The sequence below is a fragment of the Salmonella sp. 2018103 genome, from assembly GCF_026247685.1.
In the GTDB taxonomy this organism is placed as follows: domain Bacteria; phylum Pseudomonadota; class Gammaproteobacteria; order Enterobacterales; family Enterobacteriaceae; genus Salmonella; species Salmonella enterica.
The window spans coordinates 2,584,549-2,608,844 of sequence record NZ_CP111029.1; the positions used below are offsets into that span (position 1 = coordinate 2,584,549).

23 protein-coding genes and 15 pseudogenes are annotated in these 24,296 nt (G+C 45.6%); 19 read left to right on the forward strand and 19 right to left on the reverse strand.

Annotated features, from left to right (window positions below):
• Nucleotides 1-99: 99 nt before the first annotated feature.
• On the forward strand, nucleotides 100-291 hold the full coding sequence (locus tag OLG56_RS12560; protein WP_000457838.1) for a YdfD/YebW family protein: 192 nt from the start codon (nucleotides 100-102) through the stop codon (nucleotides 289-291).
• An 18-nt stretch (nucleotides 292-309) separates the two neighbouring features.
• Here the strand turns inward: OLG56_RS12560 and pphA are convergent, their stop codons facing one another.
• The 3 genes from pphA to sopE2 form a co-directional block, all read right to left on the reverse strand.
• Nucleotides 310-960 carry a protein-serine/threonine phosphatase gene (pphA, locus tag OLG56_RS12565; RefSeq protein ID WP_023212563.1) on the reverse strand — a complete coding sequence of 217 codons (651 nt, stop codon included), beginning with the start codon at nucleotides 958-960 and terminating at the stop codon, nucleotides 310-312.
• 224 nt (nucleotides 961-1,184) lie between these two features.
• The gene (locus OLG56_RS12570) at nucleotides 1,185-1,349 is read right to left on the reverse strand and encodes a hypothetical protein (protein WP_001134848.1); all 165 of its coding nucleotides are present in this window, start codon (nucleotides 1,347-1,349) and stop codon (nucleotides 1,185-1,187) included.
• Between the two features lie 284 nt (nucleotides 1,350-1,633).
• Nucleotides 1,634-2,356, reverse strand: a complete 723-nt coding sequence (gene sopE2 / locus OLG56_RS12575) for an SPI-1 type III secretion system guanine nucleotide exchange factor SopE2 (protein WP_061377499.1) — start codon at nucleotides 2,354-2,356, stop codon at nucleotides 1,634-1,636.
• 683 nt (nucleotides 2,357-3,039) lie between these two features.
• Here sopE2 and OLG56_RS12580 point away from each other — a divergent pair.
• Together OLG56_RS12580 and OLG56_RS12585 are read left to right on the forward strand one after the other, a co-directional pair.
• Complete coding sequence (locus OLG56_RS12580; RefSeq protein ID WP_000422887.1) at nucleotides 3,040-3,435, forward strand: DUF1398 domain-containing protein; 396 nt, start codon at nucleotides 3,040-3,042, stop codon at nucleotides 3,433-3,435.
• A 328-nt stretch (nucleotides 3,436-3,763) separates the two neighbouring features.
• Entirely contained in the window at nucleotides 3,764-4,240 is a 477-nt protein-coding gene (locus tag OLG56_RS12585; RefSeq protein ID WP_023212564.1) for a hypothetical protein, read from the forward strand.
• 128 nt (nucleotides 4,241-4,368) lie between these two features.
• Here the strand turns inward: OLG56_RS12585 and OLG56_RS12590 are convergent, their stop codons facing one another.
• Nucleotides 4,369-4,788 (reverse strand): GNAT family N-acetyltransferase, encoded by a 420-nt coding sequence (locus OLG56_RS12590; protein WP_000354406.1) that lies wholly within the window; start codon nucleotides 4,786-4,788, stop codon nucleotides 4,369-4,371.
• Between the two features lie 368 nt (nucleotides 4,789-5,156).
• Between OLG56_RS12590 and OLG56_RS12595 the strand changes: the two genes are divergently transcribed.
• Complete coding sequence (locus OLG56_RS12595; protein ID WP_077909932.1) at nucleotides 5,157-5,426, forward strand: hypothetical protein; 270 nt, start codon at nucleotides 5,157-5,159, stop codon at nucleotides 5,424-5,426.
• A gap of 165 nt (nucleotides 5,427-5,591) precedes the next feature.
• Nucleotides 5,592-5,732 carry a hypothetical protein gene (locus OLG56_RS12600; RefSeq protein ID WP_001576018.1) on the forward strand — a complete coding sequence of 47 codons (141 nt, stop codon included), beginning with the start codon at nucleotides 5,592-5,594 and terminating at the stop codon, nucleotides 5,730-5,732.
• Nucleotides 5,733-5,877: 145 nt separating this feature from the next.
• On the opposite strand, the pseudogene OLG56_RS12605 reads toward OLG56_RS12600, so the two are convergent.
• Nucleotides 5,878-6,406 (reverse strand): annotated as a pseudogene (locus tag OLG56_RS12605) (IS256 family transposase); the annotation flags it as partial.
• A gap of 9 nt (nucleotides 6,407-6,415) precedes the next feature.
• Nucleotides 6,416-6,583, reverse strand: a pseudogene (locus OLG56_RS12610) (DUF4113 domain-containing protein); the annotation flags it as partial.
• Here OLG56_RS12610 and OLG56_RS12615 point away from each other — a divergent pair.
• The 4 genes and pseudogenes from OLG56_RS12615 to OLG56_RS12630 form a co-directional block, all read left to right on the forward strand.
• Nucleotides 6,570-7,135: pseudogene (locus OLG56_RS12615) on the forward strand (fimbrial protein); the annotation flags it as partial. The pseudogenes OLG56_RS12610 and OLG56_RS12615 sit on opposite strands and share 14 nt — an antisense overlap.
• Nucleotides 7,136-7,926: 791 nt before the next feature.
• Entirely contained in the window at nucleotides 7,927-8,841 is a 915-nt protein-coding gene (gene pagO / locus OLG56_RS12620; protein WP_001233453.1) for a PhoPQ-activated DMT family transporter PagO, read from the forward strand.
• A 132-nt stretch (nucleotides 8,842-8,973) separates the two neighbouring features.
• A complete protein-coding gene (locus OLG56_RS12625) occupies nucleotides 8,974-9,132 on the forward strand; it encodes a DUF5993 family protein (protein ID WP_000480735.1) in 159 nt (52 codons plus the stop codon).
• A 9-nt stretch (nucleotides 9,133-9,141) separates the two neighbouring features.
• Nucleotides 9,142-9,756, forward strand: coding sequence for a disulfide bond formation protein B (locus OLG56_RS12630; RefSeq protein ID WP_000848066.1), 615 nt, complete (start codon nucleotides 9,142-9,144; stop codon nucleotides 9,754-9,756).
• Between the two features lie 326 nt (nucleotides 9,757-10,082).
• Here OLG56_RS12630 and OLG56_RS22345 read toward each other — a convergent pair.
• The 3 genes and pseudogenes from OLG56_RS22345 to OLG56_RS12645 all read right to left on the reverse strand — a co-directional run.
• Nucleotides 10,083-10,229 (reverse strand): annotated as a pseudogene (locus OLG56_RS22345) (helix-turn-helix domain-containing protein); the annotation flags it as partial.
• 386 nt (nucleotides 10,230-10,615) lie between these two features.
• Nucleotides 10,616-11,778, reverse strand: a protein-coding gene (locus OLG56_RS12640; RefSeq protein ID WP_094300898.1) for an IS3 family transposase whose coding sequence is annotated in 2 segments (ribosomal slippage) — nucleotides 10,616-11,508 and nucleotides 11,508-11,778 — 1,164 coding nt in all. Because the reading frame shifts where the segments join, the coding sequence is not laid out codon by codon here.
• A 68-nt stretch (nucleotides 11,779-11,846) separates the two neighbouring features.
• Nucleotides 11,847-12,233 (reverse strand): annotated as a pseudogene (locus OLG56_RS12645) (hydrolase); the annotation flags it as partial.
• A gap of 394 nt (nucleotides 12,234-12,627) precedes the next feature.
• Here OLG56_RS12645 and OLG56_RS12650 point away from each other — a divergent pair.
• Complete coding sequence (locus OLG56_RS12650) at nucleotides 12,628-13,758, forward strand: GGDEF domain-containing protein (protein WP_043991141.1); 1,131 nt, start codon at nucleotides 12,628-12,630, stop codon at nucleotides 13,756-13,758.
• 286 nt (nucleotides 13,759-14,044) lie between these two features.
• Here OLG56_RS12650 and OLG56_RS12655 read toward each other — a convergent pair.
• Both OLG56_RS12655 and OLG56_RS12660 read right to left on the reverse strand, forming a co-directional pair.
• Nucleotides 14,045-14,440, reverse strand: a pseudogene (locus OLG56_RS12655) (DUF977 family protein).
• 12 nt (nucleotides 14,441-14,452) lie between these two features.
• Nucleotides 14,453-14,563, reverse strand: a pseudogene (locus tag OLG56_RS12660) (replication protein P); the annotation flags it as partial.
• On the opposite strand from OLG56_RS12660, the pseudogene OLG56_RS12665 reads away from it, so the two are divergent.
• The 3 genes and pseudogenes from OLG56_RS12665 to OLG56_RS12675 form a co-directional block, all read left to right on the forward strand.
• Nucleotides 14,560-14,924: pseudogene (locus tag OLG56_RS12665) on the forward strand (recombinase RecT); the annotation flags it as partial. The pseudogenes OLG56_RS12660 and OLG56_RS12665 overlap by 4 nt on opposite strands.
• A pseudogene (locus OLG56_RS12670) lies at nucleotides 14,914-15,231 on the forward strand (tyrosine-type recombinase/integrase); the annotation flags it as partial. The pseudogenes OLG56_RS12665 and OLG56_RS12670, both read left to right, overlap by 11 nt.
• Nucleotides 15,232-16,175: 944 nt before the next feature.
• The gene (locus OLG56_RS12675; protein WP_061377504.1) at nucleotides 16,176-16,976 is read left to right on the forward strand and encodes a hypothetical protein; all 801 of its coding nucleotides are present in this window, start codon (nucleotides 16,176-16,178) and stop codon (nucleotides 16,974-16,976) included.
• Between the two features lie 28 nt (nucleotides 16,977-17,004).
• Here OLG56_RS12675 and OLG56_RS12680 read toward each other — a convergent pair.
• A pseudogene (locus OLG56_RS12680) lies at nucleotides 17,005-17,133 on the reverse strand (helix-turn-helix domain-containing protein); the annotation flags it as partial.
• Between the two features lie 490 nt (nucleotides 17,134-17,623).
• Between OLG56_RS12680 and OLG56_RS12690 the strand changes: the two are divergent.
• From OLG56_RS12690 to OLG56_RS12700, 3 genes and pseudogenes are all read left to right on the forward strand, one after another.
• Entirely contained in the window at nucleotides 17,624-18,394 is a 771-nt protein-coding gene (locus OLG56_RS12690; RefSeq protein WP_061377505.1) for a transporter substrate-binding domain-containing protein, read from the forward strand.
• Between the two features lie 16 nt (nucleotides 18,395-18,410).
• A pseudogene (locus OLG56_RS22230) lies at nucleotides 18,411-18,587 on the forward strand (tail fiber assembly protein); the annotation flags it as partial.
• Between the two features lie 245 nt (nucleotides 18,588-18,832).
• Nucleotides 18,833-19,018 (forward strand): PagK family vesicle-borne virulence factor, encoded by a 186-nt coding sequence (locus OLG56_RS12700; protein ID WP_071585801.1) that lies wholly within the window; start codon nucleotides 18,833-18,835, stop codon nucleotides 19,016-19,018.
• 90 nt (nucleotides 19,019-19,108) lie between these two features.
• Here OLG56_RS12700 and OLG56_RS12705 read toward each other — a convergent pair.
• The 4 genes and pseudogenes from OLG56_RS12705 to OLG56_RS12720 all read right to left on the reverse strand — a co-directional run.
• Nucleotides 19,109-19,219: pseudogene (locus OLG56_RS12705) on the reverse strand (tail fiber assembly protein); the annotation flags it as partial.
• Between the two features lie 3 nt (nucleotides 19,220-19,222).
• On the reverse strand, nucleotides 19,223-19,600 hold the full coding sequence (locus OLG56_RS12710) for a DUF1353 domain-containing protein (RefSeq protein ID WP_061377511.1): 378 nt from the start codon (nucleotides 19,598-19,600) through the stop codon (nucleotides 19,223-19,225).
• An 18-nt stretch (nucleotides 19,601-19,618) separates the two neighbouring features.
• Nucleotides 19,619-20,269 (reverse strand): annotated as a pseudogene (locus OLG56_RS12715) (DUF4376 domain-containing protein); the annotation flags it as partial.
• Nucleotides 20,241-20,528, reverse strand: a pseudogene (locus OLG56_RS12720) (hypothetical protein); the annotation flags it as partial. The pseudogenes OLG56_RS12720 and OLG56_RS12715, both read right to left, overlap by 29 nt.
• A 1-nt stretch (nucleotide 20,529) precedes the next feature.
• On the opposite strand from OLG56_RS12720, the pseudogene OLG56_RS12725 reads away from it, so the two are divergent.
• Nucleotides 20,530-21,159 (forward strand): annotated as a pseudogene (locus OLG56_RS12725) (tyrosine-type recombinase/integrase); the annotation flags it as partial.
• A gap of 382 nt (nucleotides 21,160-21,541) precedes the next feature.
• Here the strand turns inward: OLG56_RS12725 and OLG56_RS12730 are convergent.
• The 3 genes from OLG56_RS12730 to yobA are packed head-to-tail and all read right to left on the reverse strand — an operon-like array spanning nucleotide 21,542 to nucleotide 23,162.
• Entirely contained in the window at nucleotides 21,542-21,895 is a 354-nt protein-coding gene (locus tag OLG56_RS12730) for a YebY family protein (protein WP_000722368.1), read from the reverse strand.
• 16 nt (nucleotides 21,896-21,911) lie between these two features.
• Nucleotides 21,912-22,787, reverse strand: a complete 876-nt coding sequence (copD, locus tag OLG56_RS12735) for a copper homeostasis membrane protein CopD (protein WP_072275009.1) — start codon at nucleotides 22,785-22,787, stop codon at nucleotides 21,912-21,914.
• The gene (gene yobA, locus OLG56_RS12740) at nucleotides 22,788-23,162 is read right to left on the reverse strand and encodes a CopC domain-containing protein YobA (RefSeq protein ID WP_001664129.1); all 375 of its coding nucleotides are present in this window, start codon (nucleotides 23,160-23,162) and stop codon (nucleotides 22,788-22,790) included.
• A 137-nt stretch (nucleotides 23,163-23,299) separates the two neighbouring features.
• Between yobA and OLG56_RS12745 the strand changes: the two genes are divergently transcribed.
• Both OLG56_RS12745 and OLG56_RS12750 read left to right on the forward strand, forming a co-directional pair.
• Nucleotides 23,300-23,530 (forward strand): DNA polymerase III subunit theta, encoded by a 231-nt coding sequence (locus OLG56_RS12745; protein ID WP_000856224.1) that lies wholly within the window; start codon nucleotides 23,300-23,302, stop codon nucleotides 23,528-23,530.
• Between the two features lie 107 nt (nucleotides 23,531-23,637).
• Nucleotides 23,638-24,294, forward strand: coding sequence for a carbon-nitrogen hydrolase family protein (locus OLG56_RS12750; RefSeq protein WP_000100257.1), 657 nt, complete (start codon nucleotides 23,638-23,640; stop codon nucleotides 24,292-24,294).
• Nucleotides 24,295-24,296 lie beyond the last annotated feature (2 nt).

Consider the following 24,296-nt stretch of genomic DNA (forward strand, 5'->3'; position numbering starts at 1 on the left):
CCCGTCGCCAGGCGGGTTATTTATTCTTCCTTTTCTCATTTCCCCCCTGCGCTAACCTCTCCTACACTATCGTGTAAAGTAGTTAACATTGAGGATGTAATGTTCGCGCTGGTACTTTTTGTATGTTACCTGGATGGAGGATGCGAGGATATTGTCGTGGACATCTACGATACCGAGCAGCAATGTCTTTATTCGATGGACGATCAACGGATTCGCCATGGCGGCTGTTTTCCGGTAGAGGATTTTATCGACGGCTTCTGGCGACCTGCGCAGCAATATAGCGATTTTTAACCCTGGTCGCTGATACCGCTATTGTATCCGCGCTAACGTCAATTGCCCGCCAAATACCGCGCCCGTATCAATATAGTGTACGTTGGCAAAATCCATGCGCCGGCGCAACGGCGTATGGCCAAACCAAAAATGATCGGCTCCGCTAATCCCGCCACGCTTATTTATGAGCCGTTCGCGGCTCCAGAGAACCTGATGTAAGTCGACCTTTTTTTGCCATTGATAGGTTGACGCTGGATAATCTGCATGAGCGATCACATGCGTGCTATGGCGGCAGCGAACTTCCAGTATCCAGGGCAGCCGCCGACAAAGGATAAAAAGCGCTTCAGCTTGCGCAGCGTGTTCAGCGGTCAGGCGGGTAAACCAGTCGCCACCATTCATCAACCACAGCGTCGACTGCAATGAGGCCCGCGCATCCAGCGCCATTTGTTCATGATTGCCGCGAACCGCCATCATCCAGGACTCACGCAGTAAAGCCAGGCAACCCAGGCTGTCCGGGCCTCTATCAATGAGATCGCCCACAGAAACTAACAAGTCTTGTTGCGGATCAAATCGACACTCACGTAACCTTTTCATTAACATTGAAAAACAGCCGTGAATATCGCCAACCACCCAGACATGCCGCCAATTCTTTGCCTCTATTCGCTGATAAATCTCTTCAGGCCGCATCATGTTTTTCCTGTCATTCATTACCCAGGACAGATATAAAAAGATAGCGTGTGCAGATTTTTTTTGCTTAGTAAACGTGCTCTGTTGTAAATAGCGAATTTCATCAGTAGTGAGTAAATGCTTTGTTATCACCGCACTAAAATATAACTGGCTGCGCCAGGGGAGTATTATCCCCTGGCGCAGCGAGCTACTCACTATCGCCTGTTCACCTTCAATATTCTCCCTCCTTAAAAACATATCGGAAACATAAACCACATATCGACACCACAGGCTTCAGCACACTCTGTAGCTGAGTGAGATGCAAGGCAAACCAGCGCCAATGCAGGTGTCGTTACCGTGGCGACCATCGCCCCCACAAACAGGAGCAGCATAATTTTTTTTAAAGGCGGCATAACCTCTCCTGACAGTTAACAGACCATTAATCCTTATCGAGACATCATCCGTGCGCGGGTATCATAGACTTAACAACACGCAGCGTTACAAAAAAAGCTGTCTGGTTATACCGGTATTTAGAGTAATAACAATTATTTTAAGTTTTAAGGGTATCCATTTGATTTTTATATTAAAATAAATATGACGACGTTTTGTTAAAAGCGTCGCCATAAAAATGAATATATAGTTTCAGAAAATCTGCTATTAATTCATACGGTTAATAGCGGTATTGTGTTTGCTATCTTCAGGAGGCATTCTGAAGATACTTATTCGCAATATTTTCTATAGTTAACTGAAATTGTTGTGGCGTTGGCATCGTCCCCTTATTAAACAGCGGCGTAACTTCTTTCATAACGATTTTCTCAGCATGCGCTTTAAAAGACACCTGCTGATTATGATTTATAAACATATGCGGATATTTAATGCTCGCTGCAGCAATGAGGGGGACGACAAAAGGATTCGCCCCTGCCCCACCTGGAGTAAATACGCCGTTTTTCATCTCTCCAGGTAGCCCCGCATTCTGCGCAGCCTCTCCTATCTCTTTCAGAAATGGGGTAATACTGATCCCTTTACTGATGAGTAATTTACAACATTGATCTTTATTATTACTGTACACGGCTGCTAATATGGCTTCGCATGTCTGACGAGCATAGGCCGGATCTTTACTCGCATTACCTTTGATATCCAGGCTATTGAGCTTTTGCAGCATAAAATCTTTAACAGTTTTACTGGTTAATACTGCCCTCCCCTCAGAGGCGCTCCCACGATGAAAATGGGTAGTCGGTATGTCTGTTTGCAGATGCAGGCTAAAGCGATCTGACAAACTCGTCGACAGGCTGATAAAGCTATTTCTAACGGCAGTAATACTTTTTGCAAAAATGTCCTTCTCCGTTGTTTTTTCTTTTACTGGTTCAATGTCACTTCTATGGATTCTGTAGTGCTGGGTGGATAGTGTTATGTTAGTCACGGTAGTTCTCCTTTTAGATAACTATGCATAGCTACACTTTATTTATATTTCTTGCTTTCAAAAAATAGCCACCTTCTCCACAACCATTTTTACTCATTGATCTTTATAAATTTTATTTTCCTGATGGATTTTGTTCTTTTGTCACTTAGCCTGTTTTTTTTCGGCGCAAGGTGATCGACTTTTATCGAGGAACATTTTTATCGGGACAATCCTGAACAGGCAAAACATCACTTCAATTCAACTGCTGCGTCACACAAAACATTCATGAATATTATTATTTATGCTGATGTTGTTACGATTTTGCCCCCATTCACAGGCTGGCGACCAATTATCCTGCCAGCGAGTTAGCCGCTTTTTCAAAACCTATAAAGTCGCCATGCCAAACCTCTCCGCCACTGTAACCCTTATCTAAATATCAATTAATTAACTGATTTTTATATATTATGACTTTTCATGGCGTTCAGAAAAACTACAAATGAAATGGATTGACTCATCTATTAGTGGTCAAAAAAACGCGCTACGAGAAATAATCAGTAACAATTGCAACACTATTCCAATCATAACGTAAACTATATGATACCAGACGATTATTATTGCTTTTAGGTAACATCTTTGTATGGCTGCTTTTAAGCAACAATACTCTAACACAACATATAACATTATAACTTACAATAGGTTAACAAATGGAATTACAGCTTATGCTTAACCACTTTTTCGAGCGCGTCAGAAAGGATGCAAATTTCAACGCATTTCTAATCGATCTGGAATATAATAATATCGCTTATTACATCTATTTTGTTGCTACCGGTAATGTGAAAATTATCACTCATGCAGGCCACTTCATTTCTATTAAAAGCAATAGAAAGCTGATTAAAGTCAATTCAACACCAAATACGCAATTAATAAAATTGACTTCAGCCAAACACTTTTCGGGGGAACATTCCTATGAAAAATACTGTACCGATCTGGCAACAGCAGGCGTTTTTAAATGGATTGTTGAATTAAACCAAAAAACTCGACAATACTGGTCGAAAGACAACCAATTATTATATATAGAAAATGTGGTCATGCCGCTTTAACAAGCCAGGGTAATAATAGCGTCAGTCGTGACATTCGGCGTGTTACGACTGCGGATTATCCATTTAGAGACCATAATGAGAGTCTGACTACGAGAGTTACCCTGTGCAGTCCGACCGGCGCAGCAACGTTTGACACGATTCCCGACAACAGCATCTCCTGGTGCAGGAGAAATGATTTTCAAAGCGATATCGACTAAAAGCTCAAAATATTTGCCTGCTATTTATATTCTATCTAATTAATACCCTCCAGGAAGTGTGGCATAATTGCAGAATCTGTCAGGATTCCGGGAGCATACCGGAGCGTAATCGAAAAACCATCTGGAGATGTATGAGCACGGATGAAATCAGTTATCAAATTCTTTACCGGTACTATCTGGAAAAGCTATACAGTACCCTTACCAGAAGAGTAGATAACGTGCTGTCATTTGCCCTCGTTTTTCTCGGGGTCGGCGTCACCATAAACGTCGGGAGTCCCTTTATTCTGGGGCCAGGCATTGTGGGTATCACCATACTAAAAAGAGTACTCCACTTCGGTACGCGATCAGCACAGGCCGACCGGCAGTCCCGCGCCTGGCTGAAACTTTTTAATACTCAGCACCGCTTTCCTTCAGATAAGACACTGTTCCTTGCCTTCACATCGCTTGAGCAAGACGCGAGCGAAGTATGGTCCATGCTTATTGGTCCTGCCATCGTCATGACTGAGACCGCCCTCGGAAAAACGCCCATTGAGCCATTGACGGCGGGTGAAAAACTCTGCGCATTTTTGAGTGGCGCGACGAAATCCCAGCCAGCAGATCGCAATTGAACTGTCTTCTAAACGCCTGTGCCAGAAGCGGACGCTGATCATGGTGTGTACAGGCCACCAGTACGATATATTATAAAGCCACCTGATTGCAGCTTTCATAAAACTATGGGTATTCAAATGCAGCAAAGCTATAAACCAGGCTTAATTAAATAATGCCTTTGCGAACCTACTTTAGGAAAGTCCGGTAGCGACATTTGAAGTATATAACCCTGTTTTTCATAAAAAGGGAGAGCCTGGAAGCTAAAGGTATCTACAAGTCCATGAACACAGCCTTTCCGCAAACCTTCTTTTTCGGCCATCTCCATAAGTTTGCTCCCCAGACCGTTGCTCCTTGCAGATTCACTTACCCAAAGATAGTCGATGCAGAGCCACGGACCTTTTCTGTCAGCAATTAATCCGCCTACCATTTCGCCGCTTTCGTTTCTGCAGTAGACCCCAAGCTGCCCATTTTTACTAAAATCGACGAACTGAGCATTGTAGCGTCTTAATCCGGTTAATAGTTCTTCTTTATCAAATTCAGTAACTTGATGTGTAATTTGAATGTCCATACATATCCAATTGAACAAGTTTGCATTTGGAATATAACGTTATAAGTAAGTTAATTAAATGTATCAATAGAAAGTTTATTTTTACTTCTGGGGGCAGGTCACGTCCGCTACTCGCTTCAAGCAGACTGTCAGTTGGAGTCTGAGCTGGTACAATTAATGTGCCACTGGTTAGAAATCAGTAATACGATTTTATCAGGCTGATGCTCTGGCCTGTCAGGATTTGAGGTATCCACCGGTTTACCAGCACCCTGTATTTGGCACCAGTGGAACCCACTTCCCGATCCAGGATATCCAGTACCCACCACCGAACCTCTTTCCCCAAAACATATGAGCAACCTCAAGCGCCTTGTCTGGATGATAACCACGGTATGAAGTTTGATAACACGTGGAATCAGGGCGTTTGGTACGCTCTCCGTTCAGCAACTGGACGCCCTTCTCCCCAGCCTTTCAGCGTTGAAAATTTGCCAGCGCTGGGTGAAGAGTGTAGGCGAATTATGAAAATCACTTCTGCCGTTTATACTTCGAAAAAGACGTTATCAAAAAGGTGGTTCGCAAGCGCGGAGTTATTAAACCTTTACTTAACGAAATACGGTTTAAGTTGCTTGAATTGCAGCAGAAAGAAAACGACGGCTTGCTGATGCTGGACAAATTAAGCGAGCATGGCATCAATGGACTGATACGCCGTCAATAAAAGGAAGGGTGCATGGACGATCTCGTCACATCACCAATCACAACAGAAGAGCACAAAACAACATTTCACAGCGTAAAGGATAAAACACGATGCCATTTTCAATCAAAAACATATGTTCAGGTCCACAAGGACACTACCCAGAAATCTCCAGACCTATACAGAACAAGCCAGTACCGAGGAATTGCACACTGATCTCAACAACATGCAAAATACAGGAGTATACAGTATTCAGCAGATGTTCCTGCAGTTTTGAAATGCGACCACCCGGTACAGAAGAAAGAACCCCACGACTAAAACTCTCAGCAACGGAGCTCTTATGGCTATCTAAAACAATAGAAACAGAGATGCGCAACACAAAAGAATGAGCCTGTCAGTAATTCTGTGTAACTGCCCAGTTATTAAAGGTGATCGCTCAGGCGGTCACCGAACTCGATAATAAAACGGCTCATCGCCAGCCACCAGTTCTGGATCGGCATACTCCATTTTTTTGACGCATCCTTGATTGCCAGATAAATAACTTTTCGTACTGAGTCATCCGTTGGGAACACCTTGCGTTTCTTAATCGCGGCACGGATCACGCAGTTCAGAGATTCGATTGCGTTTGTCGTATAGATGGCCTTGCGGATATCCGGCGGATAACTGAAGAGCGTATTGAGGTTTTCCCGGTGCGCACGCCAGCTTTTGCTGATTTGCGGATATTTATCGTCCCGGACTTTCGCGAACGCATCCATCGCCATCAGTGCCGCCTCTTCGGTCGGGCCTGAGGCCGCTGGTGGCGGCTTTGTAGTCTTTCCAGGACACGTATTTCAGGCAGTTACGCACCATATGGATAATGCATAGCTGGATATAAGTTTGCGGGAAGACGCTGTTTATCGCATCCGGGAAGCCCTTCAGACCATCCACACAGGCAATCAGGATGTCCTGAACATCAGGAAGAAGCAGGTCTTCATAGCGGGTGGTGTACCGGGGCGAAAGCATTTCTCGCTTCATAGCCCACTGTTGCGGCATCCCCTGCCCGGCGAAGTACAACGTCCCCTTCCCGTCTTTTGCGTTAAGATGGTCCAGTACTTCCATCAGCTTCGCACTACCGGCGCGCGGCGCGTTATGTAAAATCACAGATTATCCTGCAATCGTGAAAATTCCCCCTGTCGCCGTCGGCGTATTAGCCGCCGGGGGGAGTAGTCAGGTACCTTTCCACGTCAGCCTGGAATGTGAGTCCGGCGCCGTATCCAGCCCACGTCCAACCATTAGTGCCGCCAATGTCGCGATGGGGTTTGTCGTTAATCAACCCACCGCCGTGGCGGTGGCTCGTCGCTGGGGATACCCGCATCCGCAGGCGGTCTGTCGTGGCTACTGGACCCCCATTATGGCGAACCCGGCGTAGCTTCCGGAGTAGGAATTCGCATCTATAACGATGCCGGTACGCCGATTAATCTGTTGCCCGATCGTATCAGGACGGGCATCGGCAACGCCCGAGGCTGGTATGGCTATAAAGATTTAACCACACGGGTATCATCCGGTTCAGTAGAAACCTACAGCGGTGATTTTACTGCCTCACTTGAGGCGATCGGCGGACAAACAGTAACAGCAGGAAGCGTTAATGCGCAATTACAGGCATCGCGTCGTAGTGTGTCTGGCATCTATGTTACGTTATAAACTGTTTTGCTCTGGTAACCCATTATGTTCTGCGGCTACGTAATGGGTTTTACAAGCTCTCGTGATGAATCTGACTCAGAACAAATTCTTCCAGGTAGCCGTACGGCCAGGAGAAGTAATTTAGAAGCGGATCACAATTTTGTTAATTGATTAGATTTTATCCCAAATGGCGCCAGTATTAAGGTCGCCATATAAAAACATTCTATTACAACGAGTTATCTCCTCCTGCCTCCGCCCCGGCGCAAAGCTATAGTTTTTTCTATCTCCTTGTGAAACAAACAATTATTCTTGCTATGGCGCTGATTAACAATCGTTCGTGGGCAACGTACATTCAGCGAGTTTCAGAGCTTCCTGACGGAATTCCGCCGGTGCTGTTTCCGGGGCTTCTTACTGGTTGATACAGATCCTGCCTCTTACTTGAGAATTTACTCATTTAGCCGTATGTCCATTATGGGTGGATAAGATCATTTATCATCGTAAGGGTTGAAAGCGATAAGTTAAACTTGTCCTGGCTCAACAAGGGAACCCGACTAATGATGAGCTCTTCATCTTCAAGGCGTTTTATGCCTTCCAGCAAGAATAGACATTAAATCGACAACTGCTGCCAGGTCTTGCTGGCGCAGTGGACAATCGTGTGGTAACAGCCTGAGTCATTTCTTATTTTTCTCATTCAGCATAACTGCGTCTTCTGATAGAGAAATTTTTATCTAAACATATAAAAAACACAGTGAAGAAAACGCTACTTTTTTCTAGCTAAAAAGCTAAATTAATTTTTTTACGGAGAGGATCTTATGCGCAAGGTGTCGATATCTATATTATTCATGCTAGTTTCACTGACCTGGGGGACTACATGGTTGGCTATGCGAATTGCCGTTGAAACTATCCCTCCAGTGTTTGCAACCGGAATGAGGTTTATGTTTGCAGCACCTTTTTTAATCATCATTGCATGGTTAAGAAAAAAAACACTGTTGTTTCCTCCCGGACAACGATTATTCCAGTTTGTGATTTGCATCTTTTATTTTTCTATTCCTTTCTCACTAATGATTTATGGTGAAACCTATGTCAACTCTGGGCTTGCCGCCATTATCTTTGCGAATATGCCTGTGGCCGTTTTGATAGCATCGGTTTTGTTTCTAAATGAAAAAGCGAAACTAATGCAGATCGCGGGCTTAACTATCGCAATCACTGCATTGACGGGGATACTTCTTGAAGAAACGAATACAAGTACAGAGAGTCACTGGCAGGGTATCACTGCACTTATTTCTGCTGTGTTAATCCATGCCATAATATATACACAATGTAAGAAAAGAAGTTGTACTGTCTCTGTTATCACATTTAATGCACTCCCGTGCCTTTTAGCTGGGTTGATACTTTCTGCGACAGGATGGTTTTTTGAAAGACCACAAGTATCAACCTTCTCAGTACACTCAATATTAGCTACCCTGTATCTCGGGGCTTTTGCTGGAGTTTTTGGTATCCTGTGCTACTTTGCGCTTCAGCAAAAGGCTAATGCCTTCCAGGCTTCGCTTGTATTTCTTATCTTTCCGCTGATTGCGGTAAGTCTGGAAGACTATATTTATGGATATGCTATTTCAACACACTCAATGCTGCTTATTATACCATTAGCTATCGGGATATTTCTTACTCTTGTCGCCAGAAATATCCCTGTAACCAGCAGATGCCGGGATAATTCATCACAGAAATAATCGATTTATAATAACGCAAATAATTCCTGATGCCTTACTGAGCTCCAGCTAATGCGGGGTGGATAAGCTGGAATACAGACCCGGTAATACACAGCGATTATATTAACAAGCAATGTAATAAAGGAGTTTTTTATGTTCATGTTTCTGCCATTCTTGCTTGCACTGAGTGTGGCAATGGGAGCCATAAACAGAAAGGATAAAGTCAGCTACATTCTGTGGGCCGTTTTACTCATCGTCACTATTTTATCATTCATCCATCATATGACCAATTCGCTGACTTTGTCATTTTAAGGAGTGTGTATGAAAACGCATCATCATCCAACAACATTTGTTCATCTGATTAATCAGATGGGACTCCTTGGGATATGCGTTGCTCTGGTTGTAGCCTTTTATTATCAACTCGTTAGGCATGAGCTGCCTTGTCCAATTTGCTTATTACAGCGGGCTGGCCTCATCATCGCCGGTTTTGGCTTTTTATTTAACCTCTGCTTTGGTCTACGAGGTATACATTACGGGATGGTAATTATTGGCAGTATCCTGACCGGAGTTATGGCATCCCGGCAAATATGTTTGCATATCATGCCCGGTGACACAGGATATGGTTCTGCATTTTTTGGATTACACTTTTATACCTGGACTCTGATTACGTCAATTCTCATTATTATTGCTGTTGCGGTAGTTCTGGCAATCAGTAGCATGAATGTTGCATTTCGTTCATTGAATATTAATCCGGACCTGTTCAGTATTGTCGGTTGGGTATTTCTGTTACTGATTACTGCCAACCTTATTTCAACTGTACTGGAATGTGGCGGAGGGGAATGTGCTGCTAACCCGGTCACATATAAGCTACTGTCGAAACAGGATATTGCCTTTCTGAAAACAGGCCTCCTGACGAGGACAGTTCTCCGGTTATGACGCACTTTTAAAATGACTGATTGGTAAATATATAGCAAGCACCTGTCTTGTAGAAATTGGAATGGTTATGGGCTAACACGGAAGTTACAGTAACATTGAAATGTTGCAATAACAGGAATCAAACTTACAACCTTCGCATTACGAATTAGTAGAATCACATTTAACTAACTGTTTCAAATACACATTTCCGCATTCCCATTGCTCAACTCAATGGCACATGATGTTAGAAATAGAATGATGCTTCACCATGTTTGACACAAAAATGGCACACCCTATAAAGCATCCACAGCACATATTTGGGTGGCACGCACCGTGGAAATACTGCATTACCCTAACACAGGGAATTTTCTGTACAGCGTCGACAGCCCCGCATCATAAATAATCGCTACCTGCTGTCGCGGTACTCCTGCCCTAATAAGGCACCCTGCCTGCGCCCATTGCTCCGGCGTCAGTTTTGGCCTACGGCCACCAATGTAGTGGCACTGTAGTGGCACACTGGGTACTGAAGCAATGGCCACAACTGGCGCTTGATGCTATCAGCCAGATAACCTTCCAGATGGATAACAAACATAGCAGCTATCCTGCCTGTATCGGAATTGTAAAACCAGACGTTGACCATCTTCATCAAGGTTAAAGGAACAAAGAGCTCTTTAAAGTAACTCTTTGTTCCATTACGATAGTTTAAATATGATGTTCTGAATGGGCCTTCACTACATGAACAGGAAAGGCTCAGGATAACCACTTCTCAGACATTAAAAGCAAATGAGAAAACCAAGGGGGCCTACACCTGCCGCCAGGGAACAAACCTTTGCACATTCTTTAGTGCTACTGATCCTACCCGCGTAATATGGGCACAACCCTAAGCGAGGTTCTGGTTTTCAAATTGTTCCGGACTGAGACCGCCACAGGCACTGTGACGACGCCACCGATTGTAATCACACTCAATATAATTAAACACTGCTGTCCGCATTATTTCCCGGCTGACAAAGTCCTCTCCGTGGATACATTCCACCTTCAGCGTATGCAAGAAGCTTTCCGCACAGGCATTGTCGTAACAACAACCTCTGGCGCTCATACTTCCCCGCAGATTATGGCGTTTCAGTAAGCTCTGGTAATCCGTTGAACAGTACTGACCGCCTCTGTCTGTATGCACGATGACATTTTCCGGACATTTACGCCGCCACAGCGCCATCTGTAACGCATCGCAGGCAAGCTGTGCTGTCATCCGCGAGGACATCGACCAGCCAATGACTGACCGCGACCACAGATCGATAACCACGGCCAGATAAAGCCAGCCTTCACCAGTGCGAAGATACGTGATGTCACCCACCCACTTCTGATTCGGGCCGCTGGCGTAAAAGTCCTGCTTCAGCAGATTCTCTGAGACTGGCAGACCATGTTCGCGGTAACTGACCGGACGGAACCGGCGCGAGGCTTTCGCCCGCAGCCCCTGCCGACGCTGGCTGGCCGCCACGGTTTTCACGTTGAACTGGTAACCCTGAGCACGAAGCTCATCCGTCAGGCGTGGCGCACCATAGCGTTGTTTTGCGTCACTGAATGCTTCCCGGAAGACGTTATCACAGACAAGGTGGAACCGCTGACGCCGGTTTATCTGATGACGACGCTGATGCCAGACGTGCCAACCGCTACGGGCAACCTGAAGTACACGGCACATGGCTTTGATATTGAACTCAGCCTGATGTTTTTCGATGAAGACATACTTCATTTCAGGCGCTTCGCGAAGTATGTCGGGGCCTTCTGGAGAATGGCCAGTTCCTCATCCCGTTCTGCCAGTTGACGTTTCAGACGGGCGATCTCAGCGGACATCTCCTGCTCGCGTTCAGAAGAAGAGAGCTGATTTTGCTGTTTGCTTCGCCAGTTGTGGAGCTGTGATTCATACAGGTTAAGTTCGCGGGCGGCAGCGGCCACCCCAATGCGTTCAGCCAGTTTCAGGGCTTCCTGACGAAATTCAGGCGTGTGCTGCTTGCGTGGCTTTTTGGTGGTTGATGCTGGTTTTGTCATGTAAGTCACCTCTTACTTGAGAGTTTACTCACTTAGTCGCGTGTCCACTATTGCTGGGTAAGATCAAAATCAAGGTTACGAATCTGGTAGACGCCTTCTATTACTTCAAACAAGCCACTGATATTGATTAGTTGGGACTGAAGCCACAGACCAGGGTTAACAGTGTCAGGAGATTTTTCCCCTTCTTTTATGAAAGCGTACTGCTGTGGATTCCAGATGACATTCCCTTGCTCTCCCTTAATCACCTCTTCAGGTAAACCAGCGATAAAGCCTTTATGGGCATTCGTGAAATCGGTGTTATCAGAGAAAGGAAGTTGGTTATAAAGCGCATCGTTAGCTTGCTTCGTTGAAGCAGTGGCACCTTTTGGGGCTTCCTGTGCAAATAAAGGTGTCAGCGCAGTGGAAGAGAGTAGCCCCGCCAGCGCAAAACTTTTAACGATCAACTTAAGTCTCATTTGTACCCCTCATGTAAAAATGTTCTGTATCACTCAGTCTGATCGATTAATTATCTGTTAATTCAAACAATTAAAGTTATTTCTGGCCATTTTCGCTCTTTTAAATATAATCAAAACGTTACATTTCACTATTTATGGATACAAATAAATCGTATTTTACGTCTGCCAGTACATCCTCTTTTAGTAAGTGGGGTAAACTCGCTTCCAGTTTCCGGGAGACACTATAATTCTCCCCCCTACTACAGGAATTGTGACTATAAGTTCGTCACTGTGGAGCAAAAATCATCTCATCAGCCAAAAATGCAGCCCGGCCTGATAGCTTTTCCATTTTTCACCGTGAAGTATCTCCGCACTACACTGGATAGTAATTATTCATTATATGAGGCGATTAAGGATGGGGCAGGATTCAGACGACAGGCGCCGTACCTCCAGTGCTGGAAGGGTATGGCAGGATCATAAAGATATGGTCAGGCAAGCGCTACGTGTAAGTATTCCGTGGTTCACATTTGTGAATATCAGCTTTGCGCTTATCATTTTATTTCGCCACATACTCATCAGTGACTTTGACAAGTCGATCAGTGCACAGACTGGAATACTGCCTTTAATAGACGATATTATGGGCAGTATTATTGTTTTTTCGTTCCTGATACTCCTTTTCATTTATCGCCTTCCGACCAGATTTACTCCTCTTTGTCTGGTGATGCTGCTGATTCTCAGTCTGATGTGGAGCTATTGTAGCTACTGTTTTATTGTCTGGTGGCAGCTGCCTTTTGCCTGGCCTCTCAGTGTCATCCTTATGCTTACCGCGCTGGCTGCGCTTTATTATCATCTGCCAGCGTTGCTACTTTTCATCGTCCCGTTATGGCTGACCGCCCTACTGGCCAGTGTGCAGCTTAACCAGTATGTGAATATCCGGTTTTTATTAGTCTGGCTTACTCTTACCGCCATACTCATTTATGGTCGCTTTATCCTGCAGCGCTGGTTTGATGAAGCCTGGTTGCGTTACCAGGAAAACCGGATGCTTATCGCGCGTCTCGACGTTATGGCTCACCAGGATGCACTGACCGGGACCGCTAATCGACGTTCAATGGAAAGTTTTCTTGGGGATGCTCTCCGCCAGACGGAGCCGTTTGCACTGATCATGCTCGATGTGGACTATTTCAAAAACTATAACGACCATTATGGTCACCAGGCTGGCGATGCCTGTCTGGCAAAGGTGGCCTGTGTAGTGAAGAGGTCGATTCGTACTCCGGCAGACCTGGTGGCACGTTACGGGGGCGAGGAGTTTGTCGTTGTGCTGCCTTCTTCGTCGCTGAATGAAGCAGCACTGGTTGCTCAACGTATTCAGACAAACCTGCGTGAAACCGCACTGCCGCATGCAGCATCTGCGGTTAGCGAAACGGTCACCGTCAGCATGGGCATCACCCTTTCCACAGCCGGTGACACTGTTACCGGCATTATTGCCAGAGCGGACGAGGCCCTTTATCGGGCTAAACAACAGGGACGTAATCGTTGGGTAAAGTAAAACCAGTTGCCCGGTGTTTGATACAGATGATCACCTTGCCATACTCAGATAATTAAAACTGAATATTTGGAAGCAAAAAAGACAGTCGGACTCACGGAATCTTTGCGCTGGTACAGCCTGAATATCAGATAAAATTACGTCCAGCCGCAGACAACCAGTTGACAGTGGAATATTCCTGGTGTTGTGAACAAGGCGACATTCACAACACGACTGTGCTCACGGAATTCAAATGCCGAACGGGTGATTACGATATTCACTACCTCTGCAAAGTTATATTATTCGATTTTCATGCAGATTTCGCCTCCCGGTAATGTCCCGGATAAAATGCCAGTACCCTTTGCATCGTCACGCTGTTCCGGCACTCCGTACAGATAACGTTTCTGGTCCGGTCTTAGGAACTCACGACACCTTCCGGCGTTTTCAGAAAGCGGGTAATCCTGGCATCTTCACGTTTCTGCTTCCAAAGCCGAAAAACCTGTTCCGAAGGGAAAATACCGCTTCTCCCGGCCTGATACAGATCTCCACAACTTTCCGCCTTTTCCAGGTAGTGGCGGGCTGTAAAAATGGTTAACCCTGTTATCTTCCGCAGCACTCCAAACGTCATCCGAGCGTGTGTTCGTATCAGTTCCGTCAGGCGCTTCTGTATTTCAGCTTTCTGCGCCGGTGTGTAATTTCTGCTCATAAGTCCCCCCTGTTAAAGCCTTCCCGCCGCCTTACGCCGTCTGAATTCTTCCATCATCAGTTGTGCCGGGGTTGGCCCTGCCGGATGACGCGGCTCTGCCAGTTGACGGCGTACCGGCGGTAGCCACAACGGAAATCCGAAAAGTTCCGGCGCTGGGTGACTGTGACACCATGAGTTTTGTCAGCGCCATCGTTCAGTATTCCCAGCTTGGGCTGGAACCCGGCGGCGCGCTCGGTCATGCCTATCTGCTGCCGTTCGGAAACAAAAACGAAAAGTCAGGCAAAAAAACGTTCAGTTAATTATTGGCTACCGGGGAATGATCGACCTTGCCCGCCGTTCCGGACAGATTGCCAGCCTTTCCGCGCACGTTGTCCGTGAAGGTGACGATTTCAGCTTCGAGTTTTGCCTGGAAGAGAAGCTGGTACACCGTCCGGGTGAGAACGAAGATGCACCGGTTACTCATGTCTATGCCGTTGCCCGCCTTAATCGATCGCTGCCGACTGGTAAGCCGAACTGATTTCATGATCAGTGCCGGAATCAGGGAAAATAGCCCGACCGGGAATATACACCCGGATGGGCTGACAAAGAGATTTGTAAAAGTAAGAAAAGCCTCCGGCGTTAACTTCAGCAATAATCCACCGGCATTTCACGAGATCCACAGTCTGGCCGGGCGGTTGTACAAAAACGAGCACGGCGAGGTGTTCGCCCAAAAACTCCTGGGCCACACCTCAGAGAACACCACGAAACTCTATCTCGATGAACGCGATAATAAAGCTTACGTGATGCTCTGATTTTGCTGTAAAAGAAATGTTAAACTGGATTTGGATGTGATATAACCAAAAAGACCGGAATACAGAAATTCGAGGAAATTTCGAGGAATTTCGAGGGGAAATACATAACCCATTGATTTATAATCGAAATAAAAATAGATCGAATACGATTCCTGTTTACGGCAACAATTGATTTTTCTCTTTAAATTCATAATATTACATATTAACTAAGTGATTTTAACGATTAGAATACGTTATTTTTGATTCTAATAGATTCAATTAGTTATCACTTTTTATGTTTTAATTCGGACATATTTCGAACCATTTTGCGTATAAATCCTCCGACCAATCAAACTCACTGCCCAATATATCACTCGACCTCTTCCACTGGTGGCCTCCCGATGCCAAATGCCCATGTAGACGAAGGCTTAATAGTGATGCCAACAAAAGCGATCACGAAAAGTTGAACAGATGCCTGGTTTCAGATTAAACACATTGATTAGCCATCCTTAACCAGTAGAATCCGCCGCGACTGGCAACCATTCAATATTCGCACTATCGAACGATCGCCAGTTTGCCGCAGTCCGTTCCTGCATACGACGTGGCTGCGGCACCGATCATACCGGGCAGTCGTCAAACCTCCAGGATCGCGCATCGTCAACGATGCAGGTGATCGTGAACAAGATATAGTTTTCCACAGTTCGTACAGGATAGGCTTCCTTATTGCTGCCTTCGCAGTGACAGTAACTGTCCCTGTGTTTTCACATCCTAACCTAACATGTCCCCGATAAGTTAAGTATATGAGCGTATAGGAGCTTTTCGACCATGGGCACAACCTCTAAATCTGAAGGGAGTTCATCAATAGATACAATAATGAACGTTTATTTAAAGATCTTTGTAGTCAGTCCCTGTTAGGTTGTCATGACATAAGAATATCGCTTAATTTTGAATACAGGAAAATGTAATTGATTATAAATGTTGGACATGTAGCTACAGAAAAATTCGACACAACTGGAGTGAGCGCCTGTAACAACCAACAGAGTACTTCAGTTGATTTATCCTCCTGTATTATTAATGCTGCTTCAGAATGTACCGTTTTTGTCAGAGCAATAATAAAGAAATCGGACAGTTATGATGCTATGCAAATTGACAGGCTTAAAATTGATACGCAGGAAAAATACGACGCTCTTAATTTACAAAGAGAACATCACAAGAAATTTCTGCAAGCTATAAAAGTAAACTCTTTTGACAGAGCTATGGCTGAAAGACCAGAAGACCCAATATCTCTGAGTCTAATATACTCTTCCATTGATTCAATAAAATATAACACAGGGAACTGTGCTGATATGTCGCTAATTTTAGGTGCGATTATTGCAAAATATATACCACAAAGACTAACCGGAATAGGATTTTCGAAAAATAATGTATTTTATGCCAGAATAAGCACATCCCTTATGTATAATAGCGCGTCAGGAGGGAATCATGTGGTCGTTTTTTTGACTTTTACTGATTCAAAAGGAATATCGGAATATATACTTGACCCTTGGCTAGATGCGCGCATTTTCAAAAAGGAAGAGTCATATGAAATTTATAAAAACAATAGCAGTGAATATATTAATGAAAATCATTGCTTCGAAGCACACGATAAATACACTGCTATAATGAATAGCGCTGAATATATAGACGCCATAACAAAGACAATAAATCTTTTATATAGAGTTAATCTTGATGAAATTCAATTAACCAATCCATTTAAGTTTATATAATTAACTCTTATAGCTGATTAAAGGAGTGTTATTTTCCCATGAATGGCATCAAAGGCATGTTACTCGCCGGAAATTTTCTGTACAACGTCGAAACGCCAACATCATAAATAATCGCTACCTGCTGTCACGGTACTCCGGCCCTAATGAGGCGCCCGGCTGCTCCCATTGTTCCTGTGATTATTATTTAATAACGATTACGAAAACAAAAACTCAACTAACTGAATTAAATAGAATTAAACAAAAGTGACATATAAAAATGTACTTAATTATGTACTTTTGAAATCGTCAGCATACGATCTGCTGATCAACATACGACGTTACATCACAATAGTGAACTGTACGACCTATAAACACGATTACAGTCAGTTCTGACTAAACAGCAGGCAGCCTACCAAGGCACGCTCTTGCAAACAACGTGACTGCGGTAATCCATCACATCAGAAATGTGAAAAATCAGGGTGAAAATTTAATTGAAGCTGTCACTTAACCCGAAGCAGGTCTTCATAGCGGATGGTATATCGTGGCGAGAGGATCTCCCGTTTAATATACCACTATTATTGGATTCCCTGCCCAGTAAAGGTTACCGGCGCAATGGAGAGAAGACAATCTCATCTGTAGTCTACTGATCAAACATTAGGGTAAGAGTAATGAAAAAAGTATATTTTATGTTTTTTATCTTGTTGTCACTTTCAAGTATTTATTCCGCGATGGCAAAACCCTGGCAGGAGATTAAAGAAAGCAAAGAGTTACGTGTGGGGGTGCCTGGTGACTATGCTCCCCTCGCATTTCACAACAGACAAAATAAATTAATCGGTTTTGATATTGATATGGCATATTCACTGGGCAAAGCTCTGCACCTGAATATCCTGTTTGTACCTAGCAGTTGGTCTACGCTGTCAGCTGACCTGGCTGCAGACAAATTTGATATTGCAATGGGAGGGATTACAGAAACTCCCGGCAGAAGAAAACAGTTCGCACTTTCTTCTCCGGTACTTAAAAATGGGAAAATAGCGCTGACGCAATGTAACAGGATTAATGACTTCAAATCTCTTGGAGATATTGACCGTAAGGGCGTGCGGATTGTTGTTAATCCAGGTGGTACAAATCAGGACTATGTTGACAAGCATATCAGGTATGCAGATGTTATTCACGAAAGAGATAATGATGCCACTCTGCAGAGGATTCGTGAACGCAGCGCTGATGTCATGTTTACCGACTTGCTCGAAGGTACTTATTACCAGAACAAAGAGCCAGGTGTCTTCTGCGTATCAACCAAGAGTATCCTCCCCGACACTGCCAACAATAAAGTCTATATGACGGCGAAGGATAATCAGTATCTTCTTGACGCTGTAAATAGCTGGTTATCTGATGAAAACAGAATCATACTTGCCAGAAAGTGGCAGATAAATCCAGAGTAGCCGCCACAAAGTTTTGACAAGCACCATTGCCGACTGACGAACAGAACTGGCGCGGGGTGAAAGCAGTGACGACGATAAAGCCAGCCAGGCTAAATGGATGGCTTATATCAGGAAGCTTAAAACGCTGGATTTAACAGGCGTTTCAGATGAGGCCACCTTCACAGTAATCAGATGGTCTGCATTACCACAGTAATACTACTAACTTGCAGTTTTTTAGGCGTTAATTTGGTTCTGGTATCTACACGAGTTCATTCAGATACAAGTAAATTTTCTGTAGAGAATGAAAGTTACCATACTTATTATTCCATTTTAAAAGTAAATACTTGCTTAACAATCAGTAGACAGGCAAGAAAAATTTTCGCCTCTGCTTTATCTTGGTAAAAGGATTGCGGTAAAAGTTAAGAAGGAAGCATAACTCTCAACTATGTGGATAATATTATGAATAAATTTAACAGTGTATTGTTAGCGCTGGTTTTTGCTATATCAGCCATAACATTTTCTTCATCTGCAATGGCCACTGAAAGCGGTAACAAAGGATTCCCGGGCATTTCGTTTCCGTGGTGTAAAATCTGGCCGGCAGGTATATCAATCCCAGAACTACCAGAGGGTAAAATATGCTGGTAAACGAAACAACCTTTTATTAACTTGGGTGATTAATTACCGTGTAAACAAGTAATTTGTGATATATGGATAATTAAAGTACCACAGTAACGACTACAGACTGGCTGGTTTATCCGGCCAGGAGGGGGCAGATATATCCACCCTGTTTACCATTACGCTGTAGAGTTCCCCTGCCTCCAGCCGTTTAATCTCGTCATCTGTGGCAAATCATTCACAGTATTTACGTTCTTTCCCATACATTCCCCTGCCAAACCACCTGACCGCCAGATACATCACAATCCGTTTCCACTTCGGCACGCCAGGCACGGTCATTCCATCAAGGAATATCAAATCGGCTTCTTTTTTCGTGCGCAGCGCATTGTCGTAAAGGTAGTCGTGGATTATTGCCGCTTTAGCGTATTTGCCGTCTGGCGGCATGACTGACCAGAAGATGCGTGGAACGATGGCGAGATCAGTTACAAATCCGGCTGGTACGCTGATTACGTCGCTGTTGTCGTCGCTGAGGTAAAATTCAAAAGGTTCATGTACACGCCAAAGGTAGTGGCCAGGCATTTCAAGAATGGCCGGGGTTGTGAAGCAGCTCATAATACATTTCTTAACGGTTTCCGGCCAGCCAACCACGTAATCCAGTACAGCCTGTGCGTTGGTGAGACTGTTCACTTCGTCCTTCATCTGCCGCTGGCGTTCGTGGATTTTAAAACCCACCAGTACCATGTTTTGTTGCATAGCGGCTTCGAGTTTAATCAGTTCGTCTGCGCTCATTGGCACATCGATGTTATCTGCATCCGTCCAGAAGAATCCTGGCGGTAGCGCTCCCTGTTTTGCCACCGCCGTTACTGGCGACAGTCGGTCCTGCGACGCTTTACCGCAGTCCCAGTGGTGATCATTCAGTGTGAACGGGTAGTTACCGTTTTCCTGCGCATTACGCCACGCATTAATCTCAGCGTATTTCTGACCGAGTACGGTCGCAAGGTCAGCCACCCACTGACCGTTTTCAAATTTATCTATTGGTGATGTGGGGGCCTGTGTGGTGGTGTTCTCCGGTAACGGGCCGGGGTTTGAAATATAAATCGGGTTGCCGGTTTGCGTGTCGCACACTGTTTCGCCGCGATGGTCTTCGTTCAGACTCCACGTTTCGGTTTCAGAGTCAAATACAGCAATATGACTGGCTGGAATATCAGGAGGGGCAATATCGGTACAGTTTGACGGTAATCCGGTATGTGGCGCTACCGTCGGCAATATCCAGTCCGGCAGTGCCTGTCACCATTACCGAAACATTACTGCCTTCACCGGCACTCCAGACCTGCGCGACGATACGGTACTGCTCCTGGATATTTTGTGTCTGCGGTAACAGTGAACAGTCCAGATACAACGAACTCAGTTCCGGATCATCCCCGGTACCGGCGATAATCCCTGTGTTCTGGTCGTTAACACTGGCTGTGATGGCCCTCTCCCTGAAATACCGCTCCACAGCATTCAGCAACCCATCCGGTTTACGGTTACCGATGAATGATTTTCGTGAGGCAATTGTGGAAGGAAGAATAACAACGAATCCGGTTGAGCCAACCCGAGCACCTGAAATTAAGGTTGCCAGGGAACGCTTGCAACTGGAAACGTGTAACGCCACACGGGCGGCAGCAGAGCATATGCCTGCATGGTTCCCTCTCGCGATGGATTTAGCGCTCGTTACTGGTCAACGTAGGGAGGATATCGTAAATATGAAATTTAGTGATATCGTTGATGGTCGCCTACACGTAACCCAGATAAAGACAGGAATGAAGATAGCATTCCCCCTATCCCTGACCCTTGAGGCGCCAGGGTTACGTCTGGGAACGGTAATCGATCGCTGCCGACTGGTAAGCCGCACTGATTTCATGATCAGTGCCGGAATCAGGAAAAATAGCCCAACCGGGAATATTCATCCGGATGGATTGACAAAGAGATTTGTAAAAGTAAGAAAAGCCTCCGGCGTTAACTTCAGCAATAATCCACCGGCATTTCACGAGATCCACAGTCTGGCCGGGCGGTTGTACAAAAACGAGCACGGCGAGGTGTTCGCCCAAAAACTCCTGGGCCACACATCAGCGAACACCACGAAACTCTATCTCGATGAGCGTGATGATAAAGCTTATATGATGCTCTAATACTCCAATTTTCGTTGTGAAATAAATGTTAAATTTAATTTGATTGTGATATAACCAAAAAGACCGGAATACAGAAATTCGGACAAATTTCGGACATTTTCGGACAAGCGTTTTTAATTGTTTGATTTGTAAGGAAAATAAAAAGAGACCGAATACGATTCCTGTATTCGGTCCAGGGAAATGGCTCTTGGGAGAGAGCCGTGCGCTAAAAGTTGGCATTAATGCAGGCTAAATCGCCTTGCCCTTTAAGAATAGATGACGACGCCAGGTTTTCCAGTTTGTGACGAAGGTGATTGAAAAAACCTGGCGTTTTGTCTGTCATCAGAGATAAAAAAACCGTAAGCCTTTTCGTGAAGGTTTACGGTTTTTTATTAAAAATCAGTCAGCTATTGGATGGATCACAAAGCTTTTGCGCACGTTCGATAAACGGCGCCAGACTCATTTTCTCACCGGGCTTCGCCGGGTTATCGATTTGAATGACGGCGATAGGCTGAGCGCGCGTTTTACCCTCCGCTACTTGCTGTTCGGCAATGGCATTCAAGGGATACTGCACCAGCGTACTGGGGTTGATCACATAGAGCGCCTGGCCAGGTCGACAGGTCAACATGACCTCTTCCCGATTAAACGCCCACTTGTCTTTTCCTACTTCAAAACGACTTACGGTAATCACCTGCGGCGCCGCCAACGCTACGCCCGAAGTGGCCAGCAGAAGCGCCGGAAGGAGTATTTTTTTCATTCGTTATGCCAGTCCATCAGAAAGGTTCGAGGGTTGCAAACAGGCTGACGATCGCCAGAACTATGCCTCCAACTCCCCATTCAATTTGCGTCATCCTGACAAACCATAGGTCAGTCCGGGGATTTTCCTGTCGCATACGTGGTACGAGAACATACCGATTCGTCAGCGCAATTGCTACCATAAGCACCACCAGCGCACATTTTAACAAAAGCAACTGTCCATAGGTGGTCTGCCAGATAGCGGTAAATCCCGTGATAAATAGCGTGTTGCCAATGCCTGTGAGCAATACGCCCGCCACAAAAAAGTGACCATAACGAGAAAAACGCATCATGGCGCTAATAGCATGTTGACGCCAGCGTCCCTGAGCCATGCGCATACAATAAACCACTGGCAACAGCCCACCAAACCAGGCTGCGGCACAGAGTAAATGCAGAGCATGGTTAATCTGCTGTAATGTTCCCGCTACACCGTCGCGCATCGTCGCATGTCCAACGCCTGCCAGCAGGATAAACTGAGCAACGGTTAGAATAAGAAGCCGTCGTTGCATTTTTACCGGCGCAATGACTACCACCGCCAGCGTGACCAGCGCGAGGATAATTTGCCATATCCAGACCGCGCCAAAGCGGGTTTGCAGTACCGCGCCCCACACCGAGACGGAAAAAACATCGGGCCAGCCGCCGCCCATCAGTCCGCCCTGAATCGCCAGCATGAAAGCCGCGCTGATAACGCTCCAGGCGGCGGCATGTCGTTGCAGATGTAAAAATCGACGCGTCATCAAACGACGAATTGATGCAGGTGCCAGCCAGGCGCCGTAAAGCGCGCAGCCGTAGACCAGCATCAAACTAGAAAAATGAATAAATCGGAGAGTTATCCAGACGAATGTCAGCATCATTTATTTCACGCTGAAGGTGTATTTCCCTTTTGTTTTATGCCCATCCACCGACACAACGTGCCAGTCTACCGTGTAAGCGCCAGATTTTAACGGCTGCTCAAGCGGGATAATCAACTGCGTTTTATCCTGTTCATTTCGCTTTGCCGGGCGCGTTTTGATGGACTCTTGCTGAGGGCCTGTAATGGTTGCGCCGCTGAACCCTGGCTCAATCCCCTCAGAAAAATTCAGGGTCAGCGCCTGTGGCGAGGCCGTAACGGCAGCATTCGCCGCTGGATACTGATGCGTCAGGTGCGCATGTGCCCAGGCCGCTGGCGTCGCAAATGTCGATGCCAACAGCAGTAAAGCTAAACGTCGCGATGGTGCAGAAGAAGCCATATTCACTATTCCTTTTTGTTATACCTACGTTACAAAGAATAACCTTCAACAATCAATGAGTCGAGGATCATCATTTCCATCTTGCCATTACCGCGGACTCTTAGTACCTTCTGGCGGCAACAAAAAAGGAGACACGTATGAAAACGAATCTGGCTCAGCTTGAACAAGCGGAAATGGATAAAGTCAATGTGGACCTGGCGGCAGCCGGGGTGGCATTTAAAGAGCGCTACAATATGCCAGTTGTCGCGGAGGCGGTCGAACGTGAGCAGCCAGAGCATCTACGCGCCTGGTTTCGTGAGCGGCTGATTGCCCATCGTCTGGCTTCCGTATCACTATCCCGACTCCCTTACGAACCCAAAGTTAAATAAAAATTATATAACGTTACACTTCCTTACATGCAGACGACTACATTATAAGGCGATTCTTAACCTATGCTTTTTAGAATGGCTGTAGAGACTATGAAAAGGAAGTCATTATGTCCTCCTGGAAAATTGCTGCTGCGCAGTATGCGCCCCTGAACGCCTCGCCGGCGGAGCATGTCGCCCATCATCTGGAATATATTGAGCTTGCGGCTCGTCAACAGTGCGAACTGCTGGTCTTTCCGTCACTGTCGCTATTAGGCTGCGACGAAAGAAATAAATCGTTGCCCGCCCCACCTGACGAGGCGCTTTTACAGCCGCTCACTCATGCGGCCGATACTCACCATATGACTATCATTGTGGGTATGCCTGTTGAGCATAACTGCCGCTTCGTAAAAGGCATCGCTATTTTTGCCCCATGGCTAACGTCGCCGCTCATGTTTCACAAAAGTCATGGCGCCTGTATTGCCAGGCAGCGAAGCGCTATCAACGTGGTGGATGAGCAGCCAGAAGGTGGTGATATAGATCCCTCATTTACGTTATTCACAACCAGTCAATGTCTTAACGAACCTGAACTACATGCTTCTACCTCACGCTTACAACGTTTTTCGCATAAATATGCGCTGGCCGTACTGATGGCCAATGCCTGTGGCAGTAGCGCGCTGTGGGATGAAAGCGGGCAACTTATTGTTCGTGCCGATTGCGGTTCGCTATTACTGACGGGTCTGCGCACAACGGAGGGTTGGCAAGGCGATATCATTCCATTACGCTAAGG

What these genes read in the sequence shown, in the direction of transcription:
- OLG56_RS12730 (WP_000722368.1), bottom strand. Translation starts at nt 21,895, where the DNA reads ATGAAAAAAATACTCCTTCCGGCGCTTCTGCTGGCCACTTCGGGCGTA.
- OLG56_RS12625 (WP_000480735.1), top strand. Translation starts at nt 8,974, where the DNA reads ATGTTCATGTTTCTGCCATTCTTGCTTGCACTGAGTGTGGCAATGGGA.
- copD (WP_072275009.1), bottom strand. Translation starts at nt 22,787, where the DNA reads ATGATGCTGACATTCGTCTGGATAACTCTCCGATTTATTCATTTTTCT.
- OLG56_RS12580 (WP_000422887.1), top strand. Translation starts at nt 3,040, where the DNA reads ATGGAATTACAGCTTATGCTTAACCACTTTTTCGAGCGCGTCAGAAAG.
- yobA (WP_001664129.1), bottom strand. Translation starts at nt 23,162, where the DNA reads ATGGCTTCTTCTGCACCATCGCGACGTTTAGCTTTACTGCTGTTGGCA.
- OLG56_RS12750 (WP_000100257.1), top strand. Translation starts at nt 23,638, where the DNA reads ATGTCCTCCTGGAAAATTGCTGCTGCGCAGTATGCGCCCCTGAACGCC.
- OLG56_RS12630 (WP_000848066.1), top strand. Translation starts at nt 9,142, where the DNA reads ATGAAAACGCATCATCATCCAACAACATTTGTTCATCTGATTAATCAG.
- OLG56_RS12560 (WP_000457838.1), top strand. Translation starts at nt 100, where the DNA reads ATGTTCGCGCTGGTACTTTTTGTATGTTACCTGGATGGAGGATGCGAG.
- OLG56_RS12690 (WP_061377505.1), top strand. Translation starts at nt 17,624, where the DNA reads ATGAAAAAAGTATATTTTATGTTTTTTATCTTGTTGTCACTTTCAAGT.
- OLG56_RS12700 (WP_071585801.1), top strand. Translation starts at nt 18,833, where the DNA reads ATGAATAAATTTAACAGTGTATTGTTAGCGCTGGTTTTTGCTATATCA.
- OLG56_RS12600 (WP_001576018.1), top strand. Translation starts at nt 5,592, where the DNA reads ATGTTCAGGTCCACAAGGACACTACCCAGAAATCTCCAGACCTATACA.
- OLG56_RS12745 (WP_000856224.1), top strand. Translation starts at nt 23,300, where the DNA reads ATGAAAACGAATCTGGCTCAGCTTGAACAAGCGGAAATGGATAAAGTC.
- OLG56_RS12585 (WP_023212564.1), top strand. Translation starts at nt 3,764, where the DNA reads ATGAGCACGGATGAAATCAGTTATCAAATTCTTTACCGGTACTATCTG.
- pagO (WP_001233453.1), top strand. Translation starts at nt 7,927, where the DNA reads ATGCGCAAGGTGTCGATATCTATATTATTCATGCTAGTTTCACTGACC.
- OLG56_RS12650 (WP_043991141.1), top strand. Translation starts at nt 12,628, where the DNA reads ATGGGGCAGGATTCAGACGACAGGCGCCGTACCTCCAGTGCTGGAAGG.
- OLG56_RS12570 (WP_001134848.1), bottom strand. Translation starts at nt 1,349, where the DNA reads ATGCCGCCTTTAAAAAAAATTATGCTGCTCCTGTTTGTGGGGGCGATG.
- pphA (WP_023212563.1), bottom strand. Translation starts at nt 960, where the DNA reads ATGATGCGGCCTGAAGAGATTTATCAGCGAATAGAGGCAAAGAATTGG.
- OLG56_RS12710 (WP_061377511.1), bottom strand. Translation starts at nt 19,600, where the DNA reads ATGAGCTGCTTCACAACCCCGGCCATTCTTGAAATGCCTGGCCACTAC.
- OLG56_RS12595 (WP_077909932.1), top strand. Translation starts at nt 5,157, where the DNA reads ATGAAGTTTGATAACACGTGGAATCAGGGCGTTTGGTACGCTCTCCGT.
- OLG56_RS12590 (WP_000354406.1), bottom strand. Translation starts at nt 4,788, where the DNA reads ATGGACATTCAAATTACACATCAAGTTACTGAATTTGATAAAGAAGAA.